Source organism: Atlantibacter subterraneus, assembly GCF_007570865.1.
Classification (GTDB): Bacteria; Pseudomonadota; Gammaproteobacteria; order Enterobacterales; family Enterobacteriaceae; genus Atlantibacter; species Atlantibacter subterraneus.
The window spans coordinates 37,062-52,666 of the sequence record NZ_VLPS01000001.1; the positions used below are offsets into that span (position 1 = coordinate 37,062).

Annotated in this window: 14 protein-coding genes; 7 read left to right on the forward strand and 7 right to left on the reverse strand. The window is 60.5% G+C overall.

The features are described from left to right. Positions 1-115: 115 nt before the first annotated feature. The 3 genes from FND52_RS00150 to ebgR form a co-directional block, all read right to left on the reverse strand. Positions 116-565, reverse strand: a complete 450-nt coding sequence (locus tag FND52_RS00150) for a beta-galactosidase subunit beta (protein WP_144128948.1) — start codon at positions 563-565, stop codon at positions 116-118. Next, on the reverse strand, positions 562-3,654 hold the full coding sequence (ebgA, locus tag FND52_RS00155) for a beta-galactosidase subunit alpha (RefSeq protein WP_144128949.1): 3,093 nt from the start codon (positions 3,652-3,654) through the stop codon (positions 562-564). The genes FND52_RS00150 and ebgA overlap by 4 nt, the downstream gene beginning before the upstream one ends. A 163-nt stretch (positions 3,655-3,817) precedes the next feature. Further along, positions 3,818-4,801, reverse strand: a complete 984-nt coding sequence (ebgR, locus tag FND52_RS00160) for a transcriptional regulator EbgR (RefSeq protein ID WP_125294609.1) — start codon at positions 4,799-4,801, stop codon at positions 3,818-3,820. 221 nt (positions 4,802-5,022) lie between these two features. Between ebgR and FND52_RS00165 the strand changes: the two genes are divergently transcribed. Continuing rightward, positions 5,023-5,355: a tRNA-binding protein gene (locus tag FND52_RS00165; protein ID WP_125294608.1), complete on the forward strand. Its 333-nt coding sequence runs from the start codon at positions 5,023-5,025 to the stop codon at positions 5,353-5,355. Positions 5,356-5,389: 34 nt separating this feature from the next. Here FND52_RS00165 and fepC read toward each other — a convergent pair whose 3' ends face one another. The 3 genes from fepC to fepD are packed head-to-tail and all read right to left on the reverse strand — an operon-like array spanning position 5,390 to position 8,171. Continuing rightward, positions 5,390-6,181 carry an iron-enterobactin ABC transporter ATP-binding protein gene (gene fepC, locus FND52_RS00170; protein WP_144128950.1) on the reverse strand — a complete coding sequence of 264 codons (792 nt, stop codon included), beginning with the start codon at positions 6,179-6,181 and terminating at the stop codon, positions 5,390-5,392. Next, positions 6,178-7,167 (reverse strand): iron-enterobactin ABC transporter permease, encoded by a 990-nt coding sequence (gene fepG / locus FND52_RS00175; RefSeq protein ID WP_125294606.1) that lies wholly within the window; start codon positions 7,165-7,167, stop codon positions 6,178-6,180. The genes fepC and fepG overlap by 4 nt, the downstream gene beginning before the upstream one ends. Beyond that, positions 7,164-8,171, reverse strand: a complete 1,008-nt coding sequence (fepD, locus tag FND52_RS00180; RefSeq protein ID WP_144128951.1) for a Fe(3+)-siderophore ABC transporter permease — start codon at positions 8,169-8,171, stop codon at positions 7,164-7,166. The genes fepG and fepD overlap by 4 nt, the downstream gene beginning before the upstream one ends. A gap of 110 nt (positions 8,172-8,281) precedes the next feature. On the opposite strand from fepD, the gene entS reads away from it, so the two are divergent. Next, positions 8,282-9,529: an enterobactin transporter EntS gene (entS, locus tag FND52_RS00185; protein ID WP_125294604.1), complete on the forward strand. Its 1,248-nt coding sequence runs from the start codon at positions 8,282-8,284 to the stop codon at positions 9,527-9,529. On the opposite strand, the gene fepB is transcribed toward entS, so the two are convergent. Further along, positions 9,524-10,480 carry a Fe2+-enterobactin ABC transporter substrate-binding protein gene (gene fepB, locus FND52_RS00190; protein ID WP_376739522.1) on the reverse strand — a complete coding sequence of 319 codons (957 nt, stop codon included), beginning with the start codon at positions 10,478-10,480 and terminating at the stop codon, positions 9,524-9,526. The two genes, entS and fepB, sit on opposite strands and share 6 nt — an antisense overlap. A 210-nt stretch (positions 10,481-10,690) precedes the next feature. Between fepB and entC the strand changes: the two genes are divergently transcribed. Genes entC through entH form a run of 5 tightly spaced genes read left to right on the forward strand, consistent with a single transcriptional unit; the run spans position 10,691 to position 15,517 of the window. After that, entirely contained in the window at positions 10,691-11,881 is a 1,191-nt protein-coding gene (gene entC, locus FND52_RS00195) for an isochorismate synthase EntC (protein WP_144128952.1), read from the forward strand. Continuing rightward, positions 11,878-13,491, forward strand: coding sequence for a (2,3-dihydroxybenzoyl)adenylate synthase (locus FND52_RS00200; RefSeq protein ID WP_144128953.1), 1,614 nt, complete (start codon positions 11,878-11,880; stop codon positions 13,489-13,491). Before entC ends, FND52_RS00200 begins: the two co-directional genes overlap by 4 nt. Positions 13,492-13,502: 11 nt before the next feature. After that, on the forward strand, positions 13,503-14,354 hold the full coding sequence (locus FND52_RS00205) for an isochorismatase family protein (RefSeq protein ID WP_144128954.1): 852 nt from the start codon (positions 13,503-13,505) through the stop codon (positions 14,352-14,354). Then, positions 14,354-15,103: a 2,3-dihydro-2,3-dihydroxybenzoate dehydrogenase EntA gene (entA, locus tag FND52_RS00210; protein ID WP_144128955.1), complete on the forward strand. Its 750-nt coding sequence runs from the start codon at positions 14,354-14,356 to the stop codon at positions 15,101-15,103. Before FND52_RS00205 ends, entA begins: the two co-directional genes overlap by 1 nt. After that, positions 15,104-15,517 (forward strand): proofreading thioesterase EntH, encoded by a 414-nt coding sequence (gene entH / locus FND52_RS00215; protein ID WP_144128956.1) that lies wholly within the window; start codon positions 15,104-15,106, stop codon positions 15,515-15,517. Positions 15,518-15,605 lie beyond the last annotated feature (88 nt).

A 15,605-nucleotide genomic window follows, 5' to 3' on the forward strand; every position in this document is an offset into this window, starting at 1 on the left:
CTCCACACATTATCCTTCGGTTACCGCTGAAGGGGGTTGTGTTGTTTGTAGGATAGAGAGCGCCCGGTTAAGGGCGGTAACCGGGGGATGCCCCCCGGCGTTGCATAACGCGTCATCACTTATTCAGGAAATAACCGTCTTCAATCGTCACCAGCAGCACCACTTTTTTGACCGGGGCATCGCAGATAAAGCGGTACGCCTCGCTGTTATCGCAGACGATCATCTGCCCCTCGTGGACCTGGACGATTTCGCCGATGCCTTTCAGGTATTCCCGGTCAGTTTCATCGCGATAGCAGGCGACGGTTTTTAACGCGCTCTTCGGCGCGACTTCGATTTTTTGCTGGCCCTGCAGGTAGTAATGCACTTCGAAGTAGCGGCGGCGGCCCATAAACAGCGCATCGGTGGTGGTGCTGGTTTCCACGCGATAGCTGAGCGAATCGCCAATCGAATGGGCCACGCCGGGGCGGATCGCATCGATATTGTTGATGGCTTCCAGGCAGCGCTGCCATTTCCGACCGCTGTGATAAACCTGGGAAAACTGCGCTAAATTATCGAGAACTCTCATTGTTCAGCCTCGCTGTGTGAAACCGGGGAAAAGAAACCGTCGCCGAACGCCTGGTTCGCCAACACCTGCGAGGAGCCGACGCCGCCCTCCAGCGGCAGCAGCGTAAAGCCGTAGCTGAAGGCGTTAAGCCACACGCGCCAGCTGTCCAGCACTTCACTGCCCCAGGAGTTGGAGCCGAGGCCCAGGACCTGGGCGTCGATATTCAGCGTGATGTCATCGCTGCGGCGCAGTTCATTGCAGTGCTGGGCGGCGTGCAGATTTTCCGCGCTGTAGTGCCAGGCGCTGATATTCAGCGGCGCGCGCGGCACCACCATCAGCCCGCTGCCGTGGCGGTCGGCGAACGCGGCCCAGCGTACGTGCTGGCGGTTGCCGTTGTTCTGTGGGAACGGGTAGTTCTCGAACATCTCATCAACGGTGCTGCGCCAGACGTCAATAATGTTGCTCTGCTGGCTGTCGGGGTAGTTCTCGCCCGGCCCGCGACCGTAGTAATTCACCTGCTCAAACTGGCCGTTGATGCCCAGCATAAAGCCGATGCACGGCACGATATGCGGATAGTCGCCGTAGCGCTCGCCCTGTAGCTCGACGTTGATATGGCCCTGCGGGGTAATTTGCCAGCGGTAGGTGCAGCGCATCCCAAAGTCGAACACCGGCGGCGCGATAATCGTATTGGTGGTGATCACGACCGTATCGCCGCGCTGCTCTGCGCTAAATCCGCGCAGGTGCTCCTGCATGATTTGCAGATGGCTGGGCTGCCATAAGCCCTCGTACTCCTGCTTATGGTTGTCGATCATCGGTTTGAAGAAATTGATCTTCGGCTCGCGGGTGATCTGATCTATGCCGTTGACCTGCCAGTGTGTCAGCTTGCCGCTCAGCCTTGAGAACACCACCCGGAAATTGTGCCCGCTAACGGTATAGCTCAGGCGATCGTCGGCAATCTGCAACGGCGTGGCGCTGGCGCAATACGGCGCGGGCTGTGCCGCCGTGCGCGCTTTAAGTGGGAACTGGTAAACGGCGATGTCGTGATTGGCGTCGCTGTACAGGGTGCGCGAGTCTTTGGTGACCATCACGTTGATGAAGGTTTCACGCGCGTCCAGCTCAGGCAGATCGAGAGTGATATCGCGACCGCTGTTCGGCGCTAAATCACGCACTTTCAGGCGCTGGCTGGAGAGCGTTTCCCCTTCGGCGCGCACTTCGATACGCAGGGTGTAGTCGTCAAGGGTCGAGAACCACAGTTTGTTTTCAACGCGCAGTTTGCCGCTCGGGGCATCCGTCGCCAGCACTTTCACCGGCGCAATCACCTGCTTGTACTCGCGCAGGCCCGGCCCCGGGGTTTGGTCGGAGTAGATCAGCCCATCAAGGCAGAAGTTGTAGTTGTTGGGATAGTCACCGTAGTCGCCGCCGAATTTGTACCACACCGCGCCGTTTTCATCGGTGGCCTGGATGCCGTGATCGCACCACTCCCAGACGTAATGGCCCTGAATACAGTCGTGCTGATAGAACACGTTCTGATACTCGGTCAGGCCGCCCGGTCCGTTGCCCATCGCATGGGCGTATTCGCAGATAATGCGCGGTTTCGGGTGCGGATGTTCGCCGAATTCGTTCATCAGCGGCACGCGGGTGTACATGGTCGAGATGATGTCCACCACTTCGGCGTCGCGATCCTCTTCGTAATGCACCAGCCGGGTGTCATCCAGCGCTTTGGTGGCGCGGTACATGGCGCGAATATTACAGCCGTAGCCGGATTCATTGCCCAGCGACCAGATGATAATCGACGGATGGTTTTTCTGAGCATGAACGTGGCGCACGATGCGCTCGACGTAAACGTGCTCCCAGGCCGGATCGTCGGTGATGCGGCTCAGGTTGCCGACGTTGGCGAAACCGTGGGATTCAACGTCGGTTTCCGCCATCACAAACAGGCCGTAGATATCGCACAGCTCGTAAAAGCGCGGATCGTTCGGGTAGTGGGCGGTACGCACCGAGTTGATGTTGTGCTGCTTCATCAGCTGGAGATCTCTCTCCACGCGATCCATCCCGACGGCGCGCCCCTTGAGATGATCGTTATCGTGGCGGTTAACGCCGTGCAGCATCACGTAATGGTTGTTGATGTAGAACAGGCCATCGCGCACTTTGATATCGCGAAAGCCGACGCGCTGGGGGATGACTTCAAGGATCTCGCCAGCGGCGTTTTTCACCGTCATCACCAGATGGTAGAGGTACGGATTTTCCGCCGACCACTGCTGCGGGGCGTTGACGTCCAGGCTAAAACCGCTCTCCAGGATCTGGCTGACGGTCAGGGAACCGGTGGTGCCGTGATACAGCGCCTTGTCGCCATCGAACAGGGCATAGTCCACGCTAACATCAGCAGGTTGCCCGGCGAGGTTTTCCAGCACCAGCTGGCAGGAGAGGGTGGCGTCGATGTAGTCGTCGTTAAAGTCGGTGCGCAGGGTGAAATCCTGCACGTGAAGCGGATGTTTACCCACCAGGTAAACATCGCGGAAAATCCCGGCCGACCACCACATGTCCTGGTCTTCAATGTAAGTGGAATCCGCCCACTGCATCACCCGCACGCACAGCAGGTTTTCGCCGGTTTTAACCGCCGCGCTGATATCGAACTCCGCCGTTAAGCGGCTGCCTTTACTAAAACCGATGTATTGGCCGTTAACATACACTTCAAAGTAGGTTTCGACGCCGTCGAATTTAATAATCGTCTGTTTACCCTGCCAGTTTTCACCCAGGGTGAAGGTGCGCTGATAGGCCCCGGTGGGGTTGTCGGTCGGCACGAACGGCACGTCAATCGGGAACGGGAAACCTTCATCGGTGTACTGTAATTTTCCGTGGCCTTCCATCTGCCACATGCCCGGCACGGTAATGGAGCCCCAGTCGCTGAGGTATTCAGCGGTAAAGTTTTCCGGCACCCGCAGCGGATGGGTGAAAAAACGGAAGTTCCACTGCCCGCTGAGCGACAAAAAGCGGCTGCTGGTTTCACGTGCGAAGGTGCGAGCCTGTGCCAGCGAATCGTACGAGAAAAAATACGCGCGCGGCGGCAGCCGGTTTTCATGAGTCAGTTGAAGATTTTCCCAGCGATTCATATCGCCTCCCTGAACGGCCTAAGTAATTGCCTAGCATTTTAGTAAAAGTTTTACTAAATAAAACCGTCGGGAATGATTTACTTTAACTCGATCACAGAATGCGTTGGCGGGAGGAATAGCAAAGAAGCCGGAATCGCGGGTGCTATCCGGCGGGAAATCAGGACTAGCGCGTGGTACCGCGCAGTTTCAGGACGCTCGGCACAAAGACGTTCAGCGGCAGCGCGCGACCGTCGCGGGCTTTTTCCACCAGCAGGTTGACGCCCTGGCTGCCCATCATTTCTGAATGGATGCGCACCGTGGACAGCGGCGGGAAGGTAAACCGCGCGGTGGGGATATCGTTGACGCTAATCAAGGAGATATCCTGCGGGATAGCCAGCCCGCGCTCGTGGATCGCGCGCAGCACGCCGATGGCAATGGAGTCTGAGGCCACAAACAGCGCAGGGGGAAAATCTTCTTTCGCCAGCATGGTCTTTGCCAGTTCATAGCCGGAGGAGCTGGAAAAACCGCCGCGCCAGATATCATCCGGCGACACTACGCCCTTCAACTGACCGTATTCGACAAACGCCCGCTCGCGGATATCGGCTTTGCCCGGCTCATCCTGGCCGCCGATAAAGCCGATCCGCGACGCGCCCTGGCTGATAAAGAAATCGACCACTTCTTTAGCGATACGCACCAGGTCGATATCTACCGCATCATAGCTGCTGCCCGGCTCGTGAAAATCAATAAAGCAGATGTTATCAGTGTGCGCCGTGATGGTTTCACGCAGGGCACGAGTGGGCTTACCAACGATCAGCACCCCGGTGATTTTCTTCAAATCCGGCAGGGTGTTATTGAGGTAGCAGTTGGTCAGCTCAATGCCCAGCTTTTCGCACTGGGTCTCGACCCCGTGGCGGATCGCCAGATAGTAAGGGTCATTGATTTCCAGGTCCTGCTGGTAGCTGTACAGCGCCAGAATATGGTGATGGCCTACGGCAGGCGTCTGGGTTTTGCGCGACGTCGTGCTCTTGTATTCCAGCTTTTCCGCAATCTCGAGGATGCGGTGCTTGGTCTCTTCTTTGACGTTTAACGAGGGATCGTCGTTTAAAACCCGTGAAACCGTCGCCAGTGAGACGCCCGCTTCGGCAGCGATATCTTTCAGTGTGGCCATCATTTTCCTTATCTGACGTTGCCCCTTTTCGCCCGCTCATTGTAAAGCAAGCCGCCATTCCTGCATCTATTTTCAGTAAATAACCGCCAGTAAATAACCGCGCGGTTATTCATCACCGCAGGAGAGTCCAAACCGTGACCCGACTAACAATTTTATCGGCAAAGCGCGGTCTGGAAAAATTTTGCTGGTATATTTTACTAAATATTTACTAAGGAGGAATGATGGATACGGTAGCTTATGATGATTTCGCAAAGCTGGAGATGCGTACCGGCACAGTGGTTGAGGTGAAACGCCACGCCAATGCCGACAAGCTGTACATTGCGCAGATTGACGTGGGCGAGCGCACGCTGCAAACGGTGACCAGCCTGGTGCCGTACTACAGCGAGCAGGAACTGCTGGGCAAAACGGTGGTAGTGCTGTGCAACCTGGCGAAAGCAAAAATGCGCGGGGAAACCTCGGAGTGCATGCTGCTGTGCGCGGAAACTGACGACGGCAGCGAAAGCGTACTGCTGACGCCGGAGCGCCTGATGCCCGCAGGCGTGCGGATCGTGTAATCGATGGCCCTCTGACCCAGAGGGCCAAACCAGGCTATGCGCGCCGTCCCAGCGGCACCACCAGCGGCGTGCCCGCCACCGGATCGTCAATAATCATGCAGCGCATCCCGTAGATGCGTTCGATCAGTTCCGCCGTGACAATCTCTTTCGGATCGCCTTGCGCCACAATCACCCCTTCACGCAGGGCGATAATATGGTTCGCATAGCGGCACGCCTGGTTGAGATCGTGCAGCACCGCCGCCAGGGTAAAGCCCTGCTGTTCATTCAGCGCGCTCAGCAGCTCCAGCAGATCGATTTGATGGCTGATATCCAGCCAGGTGGTGGGTTCATCCAGCAGCAGGATCGAGGTTTCCTGCGCCAGCACCATGGCGATCCAGGCGCGCTGGCGCTGGCCGCCGGACAGGGTATCCACGCTCTGGCTGGCGAGGGCTTCAATCCCGGTGGCTTTCATGGCGCGGCTCACGGCGCGCTCGTCCTCTTCGCGCCAGCGGGTAAACAGCGGCTGATGCGGGTAACGGCCACGGCTGACCAGTTCCTGCACCGTGATATCGCCGGGCGCGCTGGCGTTTTGCGGCAGTAAGCCGATGCGCCGCGCCACCTCTTTGGTGGCGTACCGTTCGATTTGCTCGCCGTCGAGCCACACCTGGCCGTTTAGCGGCTTCATCAGGCGGCTTAAAGTACGCAGCAGCGTCGATTTGCCGCAGCCGTTCGGGCCGATAATGGCGGTAAATTTGCCATCGGGAATCGACACGTTAAGCGACTCGGCAATGATTTTTTTGCCGTAGCCGAGCGTCAGCGTTGCGCCATGCAGGCGGGACTGGGTCATCTCTTGCGGGACTCCTGAATCAACAAGGCGATGAGGTAAATACCGCCAATACTGACGGTGACAACGCCTACGGGAAGCTGGTAGGGGGTAAACAGGCGCTGGGCGCATAAATCGGCGGCCAGTAACAAGGTGCCGCCGCACAGCGCCGACTGCAATAAACCAAAGCGCGAGGTCAGGCTTAAGCGCCGGGCGATATGCGGCGCGACCAGCGCGATAAACGAAATCGGGCCGGCCAGCGCGGTCGCGGCGGCGGTGAGCGTGACGGCGGTGAGCATCAGCAGCAGACGTGAACGCTCCACCGCCACACCCAGCGCGCAGGCGCTGTCATCACCCATCTCCAGCAGCCGCATCCGGCGCACCAGCAGGGCTGCCGCCAGCAGGGCGATGGCAATCAGCGGCACCGCCGGGAAAGTTTTGCCCCAGGTCAGGCCGTTGAGCGACCCGGCGTTCCACATCTCGGCGGACAGCGCGGTCTCCAGCGACGCCTGCAACAGCAGCCAGGTATTGAACGCCACCAGCATGGCGCGCATGCCGATACCGATAATAATCAGCCGGAAGGTGTCGATGCCGTTGCGCCAGGCCAGCGCCCACACCAGCAGCGAGGTCACGATACCGCCGCCGAGCGCCGCCAGGGTGATGGCGCTTAAGCTCTGGCCGAACAGCACCATGGCAATCAACACCCCGCTCCACGCGCCCATGTTAAAGCCCATTACGTCCGGGCTGCCCAGCGGGTTGCGCATCAGTGACTGGAAGATTGCGCCGCTGACGCCGAGCGCCGCGCCAATCACCAGCGCCATTAATACCCGCGGCAACCGCCATTCCACCACCACGAGCGAAATCTGGCGCGGGCCGTCGCCCAGCAGCGCGCTCATCACCTGCGAAGCGGAAAGCGGCAGCGCGCCGCTGGATAAACTCCATACCGACATCGCCGCCGCCGCCAGGCAAAACAGCGCCAGCACAATTAACAGGCGAGGGGAGAGGCTCATAGCGTCACTCCATTACGCCGACGGCGCACCAGATAAATCAGTACCGGCGCGCCGATAAACGCGCTTACTACCGAGACGCGGATTTCGCCCGGTACGATGACGCGGCCAATAATATCCGCCAGCAGCAGTAACAGCGGCGTTGCCAGCAGCGTAGCGGGCAGCGACCAGCGGTGATCCTGGCCCACCAGCCAGCGCGACAGGTGGGGCATCATCAGGCCGATAAAGGCGATCGGACCGACCAGTGCGGTCGCGCTGCCGCACAGCAGGGTAATCGCCACCAGTCCAGACAGTTGAGTCCGCGCGACGCGGTTGCCCAGCGCGGTAGCGGTATCGCTGCCCATGCTCAGGCTGTTTAACGACCGGGCCAGCAGTAGCGCAATTAACAGGCCGATGAGCACCGGGGCCAGCACCACTTTCAGGGTCATCAGGGTGCGGATATCCAGCGAGCCGGACTGCCAGAAACGCAGCTGGTCATATACCACCGGATTTAGCAGCGCGATCCCGCTGGACAGCCCCTCCAGCACCGCCGCCAGCGCCACGCCTGCCAGCGTCAGGCGCACCGGGCTAAGCTGCCCGCCGCCCGCGCTGCCGGTAAATGCCACCACCAGCGAGGCCGCCATCGCGCCGCCAAAGGCGAGGGCCAGCAGCATCATCGGGGAAGAGAGGCCTAACAGCGCGGTGCCGACCACGATAGCGAAACTGGCACCGGAATTAACGCCCAGCAGGCCGGGGTCGGCGAGGGGATTGCGGGTCAGCGTTTGCATCAGCGCGCCCGCTACGCCCAGCGCGCAGCCCGCCAGTAATCCCGCCAGGGTGCGAGGCAGGCGCACATCGCGCACGATGGTGCAGTCGGGGCTTTGACACTGGCCGCTTAGCGCGTCCAGCACAACGGAGAATTCAATCGGCTTTGCGCCAATCGACAGGCTTAACGCCGCCATCAGTAGCAGCAAAATGATAAGGCCCAACAGCGCAGCCGTGCGCCCTGGTAACCGGAAAAGCGACATCACAAATATTCCACAATTGGTAATGATAGTTATTATCACTCTTATTGGGGCTATGTTAGCATGACGCCCCCGTTATTCGGTAAGAAAAAATTCCGCTCTAAGGCCATGTAATGAACCCACATTCTCTGCTGCTCAATCTTTCCCTGCTCAAAACCAATCCGGCTTTCCGGGCGGTGTTTTTGGCGCGCTTTATTTCCATTGTTTCGCTGGGACTACTGGGCGTGGCCGTACCGGTGCAGATCCAAACCCTGACCGGCTCGCCGTGGCTGGTGGGGCTGGCGGTCACCCTGACCGGTGGAGCGATGTTTATCGGATTGATTTCCGGCGGCGTGCTGGCGGACCGTCACGAGCGCAAGCGGCTGATCCTGATCGCCCGCTCCACCTGCGGCCTGGGGTTTATCGGGCTGTTTATTAACGCCCTGCTGCCGGAACCCTCTTTAATGGCGATTTATCTGCTGGGACTGTGGGATGGCTTTTTCGGCGCGATTGGCGTCACGGCGCTGCTGGCTGCCACGCCGGGCCTGGTGGGGCGCGAGAACGTGATGCAGGCGGGGGCCATCACCATGCTGACAGTGCGCCTCGGTTCGGTCATCGCCCCGATGATTGGCGGGCTGCTGTTGGCAAGCGGCGGCGTGGCGTGGAACTTTGGGCTGGCGGCGATGGGCACCTTTATCACGCTGATCCCGCTGTTCAGCCTGCCGCGTATGCCCGCCCCGCAGATGCAGCGCGAACACCCGCTGCGCGCGCTGTTGCAGGCGTTTCGCTTTCTGTTGAGTAATCCGCTGATCGGCGGCGTGGCGCTGGTGGGGGCATTATTGACCATGGCGAGCGCGGTGCGGGTGCTGTATCCGGCGCTGGCCAATCACTGGCAGATGTCCGCCAGCCAGATTGGGTTTTTATACGCCGCCGTGCCGCTCGGCGCGGCGCTGGGGGCGCTGACCAGCGGACGCATCGCGCATACCGCGATGCCGGGCAGAGTGATGCTCGCGACCACCGTGGCGGCCTTCCTGGCAGTGGGCGCGTTTGGCGTAATGCCGCTGTGGGGGCTGGCGGTGGTGTGCCTTGCGCTGTTCGGCTATCTCAGCGCCATCAGCTCGCTGTTGCAGTACACCCTGATTCAAACCCAAACGCCGGACGACATGCTGGGGCGCATCAACGGGCTGTGGACGGCGCAGAACGTCACCGGGGATGCCATCGGCGCGGCGCTGCTGGGGGCCTTCGGGACGCTGCTGACGCCAGCCGCCTCGGCAAGCGTCAGCGGTCTGGGGCTGGCGGTGATGGGGGTATTGCTGGCGCTGCTGCTCAATGAACTGCGCCGCTTCCGTCAACCTGCGCCGCAAGCGGCGCAGTCATCATGATTTAAACAGCTGCGTCAGCCGGGTCAACAGCTGGCTGGCGCTGTAGTAATCGAGACGAAAAGTTTCGGTGCCCAGCGGGTAAACGCGCTGCTGCTGTACCGCAGGCAGATGTTTTAACAGCGGATTGTCCGCCAGTGCTTTGGCGTCCCGCTCATCCCCGGCGAACAGAAACAGCGTCTCGCCATTCAATCCCGCTGCAAGATCCTCCCCGCCGAGCTGAATGATGTCATGGCGTTTGCCCTGCGACTGGCTGGTTTGCAGATTAGCGGGCAGGGCGGCCTGTGTAAAACCGAGTTGCTGTAACAATTTCCCCTGCGCCGACTCCGGCGTCCAGAGATTCGCGCCGTGCGCCGCCGGGTTGTACACCAGCGCGCTCACCGGCTGCGGCGGCAGGACGATCTGCGCTTTGACTTCGGCTAACTGCTTATCGAAACTGGCGATGCGCTCGGCGGCCTGCTTTTCGTGGCCGGTGATTTCCCCAAGCTGGGTTAACAGCTGCTGCCAGCTTTTATCGTCGTAATTAATGATTAATGTCGGGGCAATAGCGGAAAGCTGATCGTAAAGCGGTAACGCCGAATCGCCGCCGGTAGCGCTGATCAAAATCAGATCCGGCATCTGAGCCGCGACCGCTTCGGCATTGGCTTCGCCGATATACAGCCGCTGCACGTTACGCTGCTTCGCCACCTCGCCCCACTGTTTCAGAAAGCCCTGACCATCCGCCACCCGGTTGCCCGGCGAAGTTGCGCCGCTGGCGATCACCGGCGCGTCAATCGCCAGCAGCGAGCCGGTCAGCGTGACGCTGGTGGAGACAATGCGCTGGGGCATCTGCTCAAGCGTGTGCGTGCCCCGGCTGTCCTGGATCTGGCGCGGCCAGTCGGCGGCCTGAGTGAGTGAGGAAAATCCGAAAGCGAGCAGGGAGAGCAGCAGCCCAAAGGTGAAGCGTGATTTCACGGCGTAGAGTCCCACGGTAAAGGTTAGTAATGCTTCTCATTTTCAACATTGCCTGGTCCGGTTGCAAGCGCTGTGAACAACAATTGCCGCTGGCTTTGTGCCCGAAATCGCTCGCGCTGGATTGACAATCGGGCGCTTTGCCCTTAGGTTACGCCACCAAACGCAAATGATAATAATTATTAAACACCTTATCATTTTATGGAGGAGCGTATGGAGGCGTCTTTGGCAGAGGAATCCCAACAGCACGCTGTCACCCTTTCATCTGACAGCTTTTTCTTTATGTCGCCGCATCGCAATCTGGTGACATCCGGCTGCCTGTCCCGGCTGACCACCCCCGCCGCTGATGGCGAAGATCTTAACGGCGAATTTCAACAGCAGCTGCGCGCAACGTTCGCCGCCGCCCGTGACAAGGGCTGTGCCAGGCCGATTGTGGTCGGCGCAATTCCGTTCGATACCCGTAAACCCTCGGCGCTGTTTGTGCCGCGCGACTATCAGGCGTTTTCCCACCGCGCGATGTTAGCCCGCGCCCGTACCGCCGCGCCGCCGCAGCTGCGGCTGATAGCGCAGCAGGCCATCCCGGAAAAACCGCAGTTTATGGCGATGGTGGAACGCGCCGCCGCGCTGACCGCCACGCCGGAAGTCAGCAAGGTGGTGCTGTCGCGCCTGATCGATATCACCACCGCCGACGCGCTGGATCGCAATCAGCTGTTGAACCGGCTGGTGGCGCTTAACCCCGCCAGCTACAACTTCCACGTTCCGCTGGCGGACGGCGGCGCGCTGGTCGGTGCCAGCCCGGAGCTGCTGCTGCGTAAACAGCAAAACCAGTTTTACTCGCTGCCGCTGGCGGGCTCCGCGCGCCGTCACCCTAACAGCACCGAAGATAAGCTGGTGGGGGATCGGCTGCTGAATTCCCGCAAAGATCGCCACGAACACCAGCTGGTCACCCAGGCGATGCGCCAGATCCTCAATGCCCGCAGCCAGCGCCTGCGGGTGCCGGAAACCCCCGAGCTGATCACCACCCCGACGCTGTGGCATCTGGCTACCGCCATCAGTGGCGAAACCTGTGCTGAACAGGAAAACGCGCTGTCGCTGGCCTGCCTGCTGCATCCGACACCTGCGTTGAGTGGCTTCCCGCATACCGTCGCCCGTCAACTGATCGCCGAGCTGGAGCCGTTCGATCGCGAACTGTTCGGCGGGATCGTCGGCTGGTGCGATGACCAGGGCAACGGCGAGTGGGCGGTGGCGATCCGCTGCGCGCAGTTAAACGACAAGCAGATCCGCTGTTTCGCCGGTGCGGGGATCGTTCCGGCGTCGGTAGCGGAATCGGAATGGCATGAAACGGGCGTCAAGCTCTCCACCATGCTCAACGTATTTGGCCTGAACGACAGGAGCGCGTCATGATTATTCCCTATACCCGCTGGCCGGATGATTTCGCCGCCCGCTACCGCGAGAAAGGCTACTGGCTCGACTTGCCGCTAAGCGACATTTTGCAGCGCCACGCCGACAACGACGCGGTGGCACTGATCGACGGCGATCGCACGCTCACTTACCGCGAGCTTGACCAGGCCGCCAACCGCCTGGCGGCGGCGCTGTCGCGGCGCGGTTTACGCCGTGGCGAAACCGCGCTGGTGCAGTTGGGCAACGTCGCCGAGTTTTATATCGTTTTTTTTGCCCTGCTGAAAATTGGCGTCGCACCGGTGAATGCCCTGTTCAGCCACCAGCGCACCGAGCTGGAAGCCTACGCCCGGCAAATCGAACCGGCGCTGTTGATTGCCGATCGCGCTCATGGCTTATTCGCCAACGATGATTACCTGGCGCAACTGCGTGAAGCGACCCCGTCGATCCGCCACGTCTTGCTGAACCGCGATGGCGGCGAGCAGGGTCTGGCGTGGCTGTTAGAACAACCTGCCGAGGGCTTTATCGCCACGCCGACGCCTGCCGATGAAGTGGCCTTTTTCCAGCTTTCCGGCGGCAGTACCGGCACGCCGAAGCTGATCCCGCGCACCCATAACGATTACTACTACAGCATCCGCCGCAGTAACGAAATCTGCCAGTTTGATGCCGATACCCGCTATCTGTGCGCCCTGCCAGCGGCCCACAACTACCCGATGAGTTCGCCGGGCGCGCTGGGAGTTTATCTGGCGGGCGGCACGGTGGTGCTGGCTAACGATCCCAGCGCCAGCCACTGCTTCCCGCTGATCGCCCGGCATCAGATTAACGTTACCGCGCTGGTGCCGCCGGCGGTCAGCCTGTGGCTACAGGCGCTGCAGGAGGGCGAAGATCGCGCGCAGCTGGCTACCCTCAAGCTGTTGCAGGTCGGCGGCGCGCGGCTGTCAAATTCGCTGGCCGCGCGTATTCCCGCTGAACTCGGCTGCCAGTTGCAGCAGGTTTTTGGGATGGCGGAAGGGCTGGTGAACTACACCCGCCTGGACGACAGCGATGAGCGCATTTTCAATACCCAGGGCTGTCCGATGTGCCCGGACGATGAAGTCTGGGTGGCGGATGAAAACGGTAACGTGCTGCCTGCCGGGCAGGTTGGACGCCTGATGACGCGCGGCCCGTACACCTTCCGCGGTTACTACCAGAGCCCGGAGCACAATGCCCAGGCATTCGATGCCGACGGTTTTTACTGCTCCGGCGATCTGATCGCCATCGACGAGGACGGCTACATCACCGTTCAGGGCCGCGAGAAGGATCAGATCAATCGGGGCGGTGAGAAGATCGCCGCCGAAGAGATCGAAAACCTGCTGCTGCGCCACGAGGCGATTATTCAGGCGGCGCTGGTGTCGATGGAAGACAGCCTGATGGGCGAGAAGAGCTGTGCGTTCCTGGTCACCCGCCGGGCGGTGAAAGCGGTGGAGATCCGCCGCTACCTGCGCGAGCTCGGCGTCGCCGATTTCAAACTGCCGGACCGGGTGGAAAGCGTGGCCGAGTTGCCGCTCACGCCGGTGGGCAAAGTCGATAAAAAACAGTTGCGTCAACGGCTGGCGGAACGCCAGTCGGCATCATGAAGGAGAACACCGTGGCGATCCCAAAACTTAACGCGTACAGCCTGCCGGGCGCGGCAGATATCCCAGACAACAAAGTGCAGTGGGCTTTTGAACCGGCGCGCGCCGCGCTGTTAATCCACGATATGCAGGATTATTTCGTCAATTTCTGGGGCGAGAACTGCCCGATGATGGCGCAGGTTATTGCTAATATCGCCGCGCTGCGCCGCTACTGCAAACAGCAGGGCATCCCGGTCTATTACACCGCGCAGCCGGACAACCAGAGCCCGGAAGATCGCGCACTGCTCAACGATATGTGGGGACCGGGGCTGAACAATTATCCGGAACAGCAGCACGTGGTGGCGGAACTGGCCCCCGACAGCGACGACACGGTGCTGGTGAAGTGGCGCTACAGCGCGTTTCACCGCTCGCCGCTTGAGCAGGCGCTGAAAGCGTCGGGGCGCGATCAGCTGTTGATTTGCGGCGTTTACGCTCATATCGGCTGCATGACTACCGCCACCGACGCGTTTATGCGTGATATTCAACCGTTTATGGTGGCCGATGCGCTGGCGGATTTCAGCCGCGAAGAGCACCTGATGGCGCTGAAATACGTGGCGGGCCGCGCCGGACGCGTGGTGATGACCGCAGATTTGCTGCCGACGCCGCAAAGCAAGCAACAGCTGCGCGCGCTGGTGCTGCCGCTGCTGGATGAATCCGACGAGCCGGAAGATGACGAAAACCTGATCGACTACGGTCTGGATTCGGTGCGCATGATGGCGCTGGCTTCGCGCTGGCGGCAGGTTTATCCGGACATTGATTTCGTGATGCTGGCGAAAAAGCCGACCATTGACGCGTGGTGGGCGCTGCTGTCCCGGGACGCGCGCTAATGGCCGGGATGTTTGACGGCAAAACGGTGTGGGTCACCGGCGCGGGCAAAGGCATCGGCTATGCCGCCGCACTGGCGTTCCAGCAACAGGGTGCGACGGTCATCGGCTTAGATCGGGCATTTAACGGCGATTACCCGTTCGCGACCGAACAGTTGGATATCGCCGATGCCGGTCAGGTGGCCGAGGTGTGTGAGCGGTTACTGGCCGCGCAACCGCGCCTCGATGTACTGGTCAACGCGGCGGGGATTTTGCGCATGGGCCCGACCGATGCGCTATCGCTGGCCGACTGGCAGCAGACCTTTGCGGTCAACGTGGGCGGCGCGTTCAATCTGTATCAGCGGCTGATGCCGGTATTCCGCACGCAACGGGGCGGGGCGATAGTGACCGTGGCGTCCGACGCGGCGCATACGCCGCGCATTGGCATGTCGGCATACGGCGCGTCCAAAGCGGCGCTGAAAAGCCTGACCCTCACCGTCGGGCTGGAGCTGGCGCCGTTCGGCGTGCGGGTCAATCTGGTGTCGCCTGGATCTACCGATACCGATATGCAACGCACCCTGTGGACCACGGATGATGCCGAACAGCGGCGCATCGCCGGGTTCGCCGAACAGTTTAAGCTCGGCATTCCGCTGGGCAAAATCGCCAAACCGCAGGAAATCGCCAGCACCATTCTGTTTCTTGCCTCCGATCAGGCCAGCCATATCACTTTGCAGGATATTGTGATTGATGGCGGATCGACCCTGGGAGCCTGAATGATCTGGAAACGTAACATCACACTGGATGAACTGAATGCCATGGGCGAGGGCACCCTGGTGGCTCACCTGGGCATTGTGTTTACCGAAATCGGCGCAGAGTCGCTGACGGCGGAAATGCCGGTGGACAGCCGCACGCTTCAGCCGTTTGGCCTGCTGCACGGCGGCGCGTCGGCGGCGCTGGCGGAAACTCTCGGCTCGATGGCCGGGTTTCTGACCACCAAAGAGGGCCAGAGCGTGGTGGGTACCGAGCTCAACGCCACTCACCATCGGCCCATCTTCGAAGGCAAAGTGCGCGGCGTTTGCCGGGCCATCCATCCGGGGCGGCAAAGCCAGTGCTGGGAAATCGTCATTTATGATGCCGACGGGCGGCGCTGCTGCACCAGCCGGTTAAGCACCATGGTGATGGGCTAACGCATATCATGCGCAGGGAAGCGCATTTAGCCGTCTAAACGTCTTGATTGCCAAAGTGAGTCGTCGTGCTATAGTGGAGCGATATTTT

What these genes read in the sequence shown, in the direction of transcription:
- FND52_RS00150 (WP_144128948.1), bottom strand. Translation starts at nt 565, where the DNA reads ATGAGAGTTCTCGATAATTTAGCGCAGTTTTCCCAGGTTTATCACAGC.
- ebgA (WP_144128949.1), bottom strand. Translation starts at nt 3,654, where the DNA reads ATGAATCGCTGGGAAAATCTTCAACTGACTCATGAAAACCGGCTGCCG.
- ebgR (WP_125294609.1), bottom strand. Translation starts at nt 4,801, where the DNA reads ATGGCCACACTGAAAGATATCGCTGCCGAAGCGGGCGTCTCACTGGCG.
- FND52_RS00165 (WP_125294608.1), top strand. Translation starts at nt 5,023, where the DNA reads ATGGATACGGTAGCTTATGATGATTTCGCAAAGCTGGAGATGCGTACC.
- fepC (WP_144128950.1), bottom strand. Translation starts at nt 6,181, where the DNA reads ATGACCCAGTCCCGCCTGCATGGCGCAACGCTGACGCTCGGCTACGGC.
- fepG (WP_125294606.1), bottom strand. Translation starts at nt 7,167, where the DNA reads ATGAGCCTCTCCCCTCGCCTGTTAATTGTGCTGGCGCTGTTTTGCCTG.
- fepD (WP_144128951.1), bottom strand. Translation starts at nt 8,171, where the DNA reads ATGTCGCTTTTCCGGTTACCAGGGCGCACGGCTGCGCTGTTGGGCCTT.
- entS (WP_125294604.1), top strand. Translation starts at nt 8,282, where the DNA reads ATGAACCCACATTCTCTGCTGCTCAATCTTTCCCTGCTCAAAACCAAT.
- entC (WP_144128952.1), top strand. Translation starts at nt 10,691, where the DNA reads ATGGAGGCGTCTTTGGCAGAGGAATCCCAACAGCACGCTGTCACCCTT.
- FND52_RS00200 (WP_144128953.1), top strand. Translation starts at nt 11,878, where the DNA reads ATGATTATTCCCTATACCCGCTGGCCGGATGATTTCGCCGCCCGCTAC.
- entA (WP_144128955.1), top strand. Translation starts at nt 14,354, where the DNA reads ATGGCCGGGATGTTTGACGGCAAAACGGTGTGGGTCACCGGCGCGGGC.
- entH (WP_144128956.1), top strand. Translation starts at nt 15,104, where the DNA reads ATGATCTGGAAACGTAACATCACACTGGATGAACTGAATGCCATGGGC.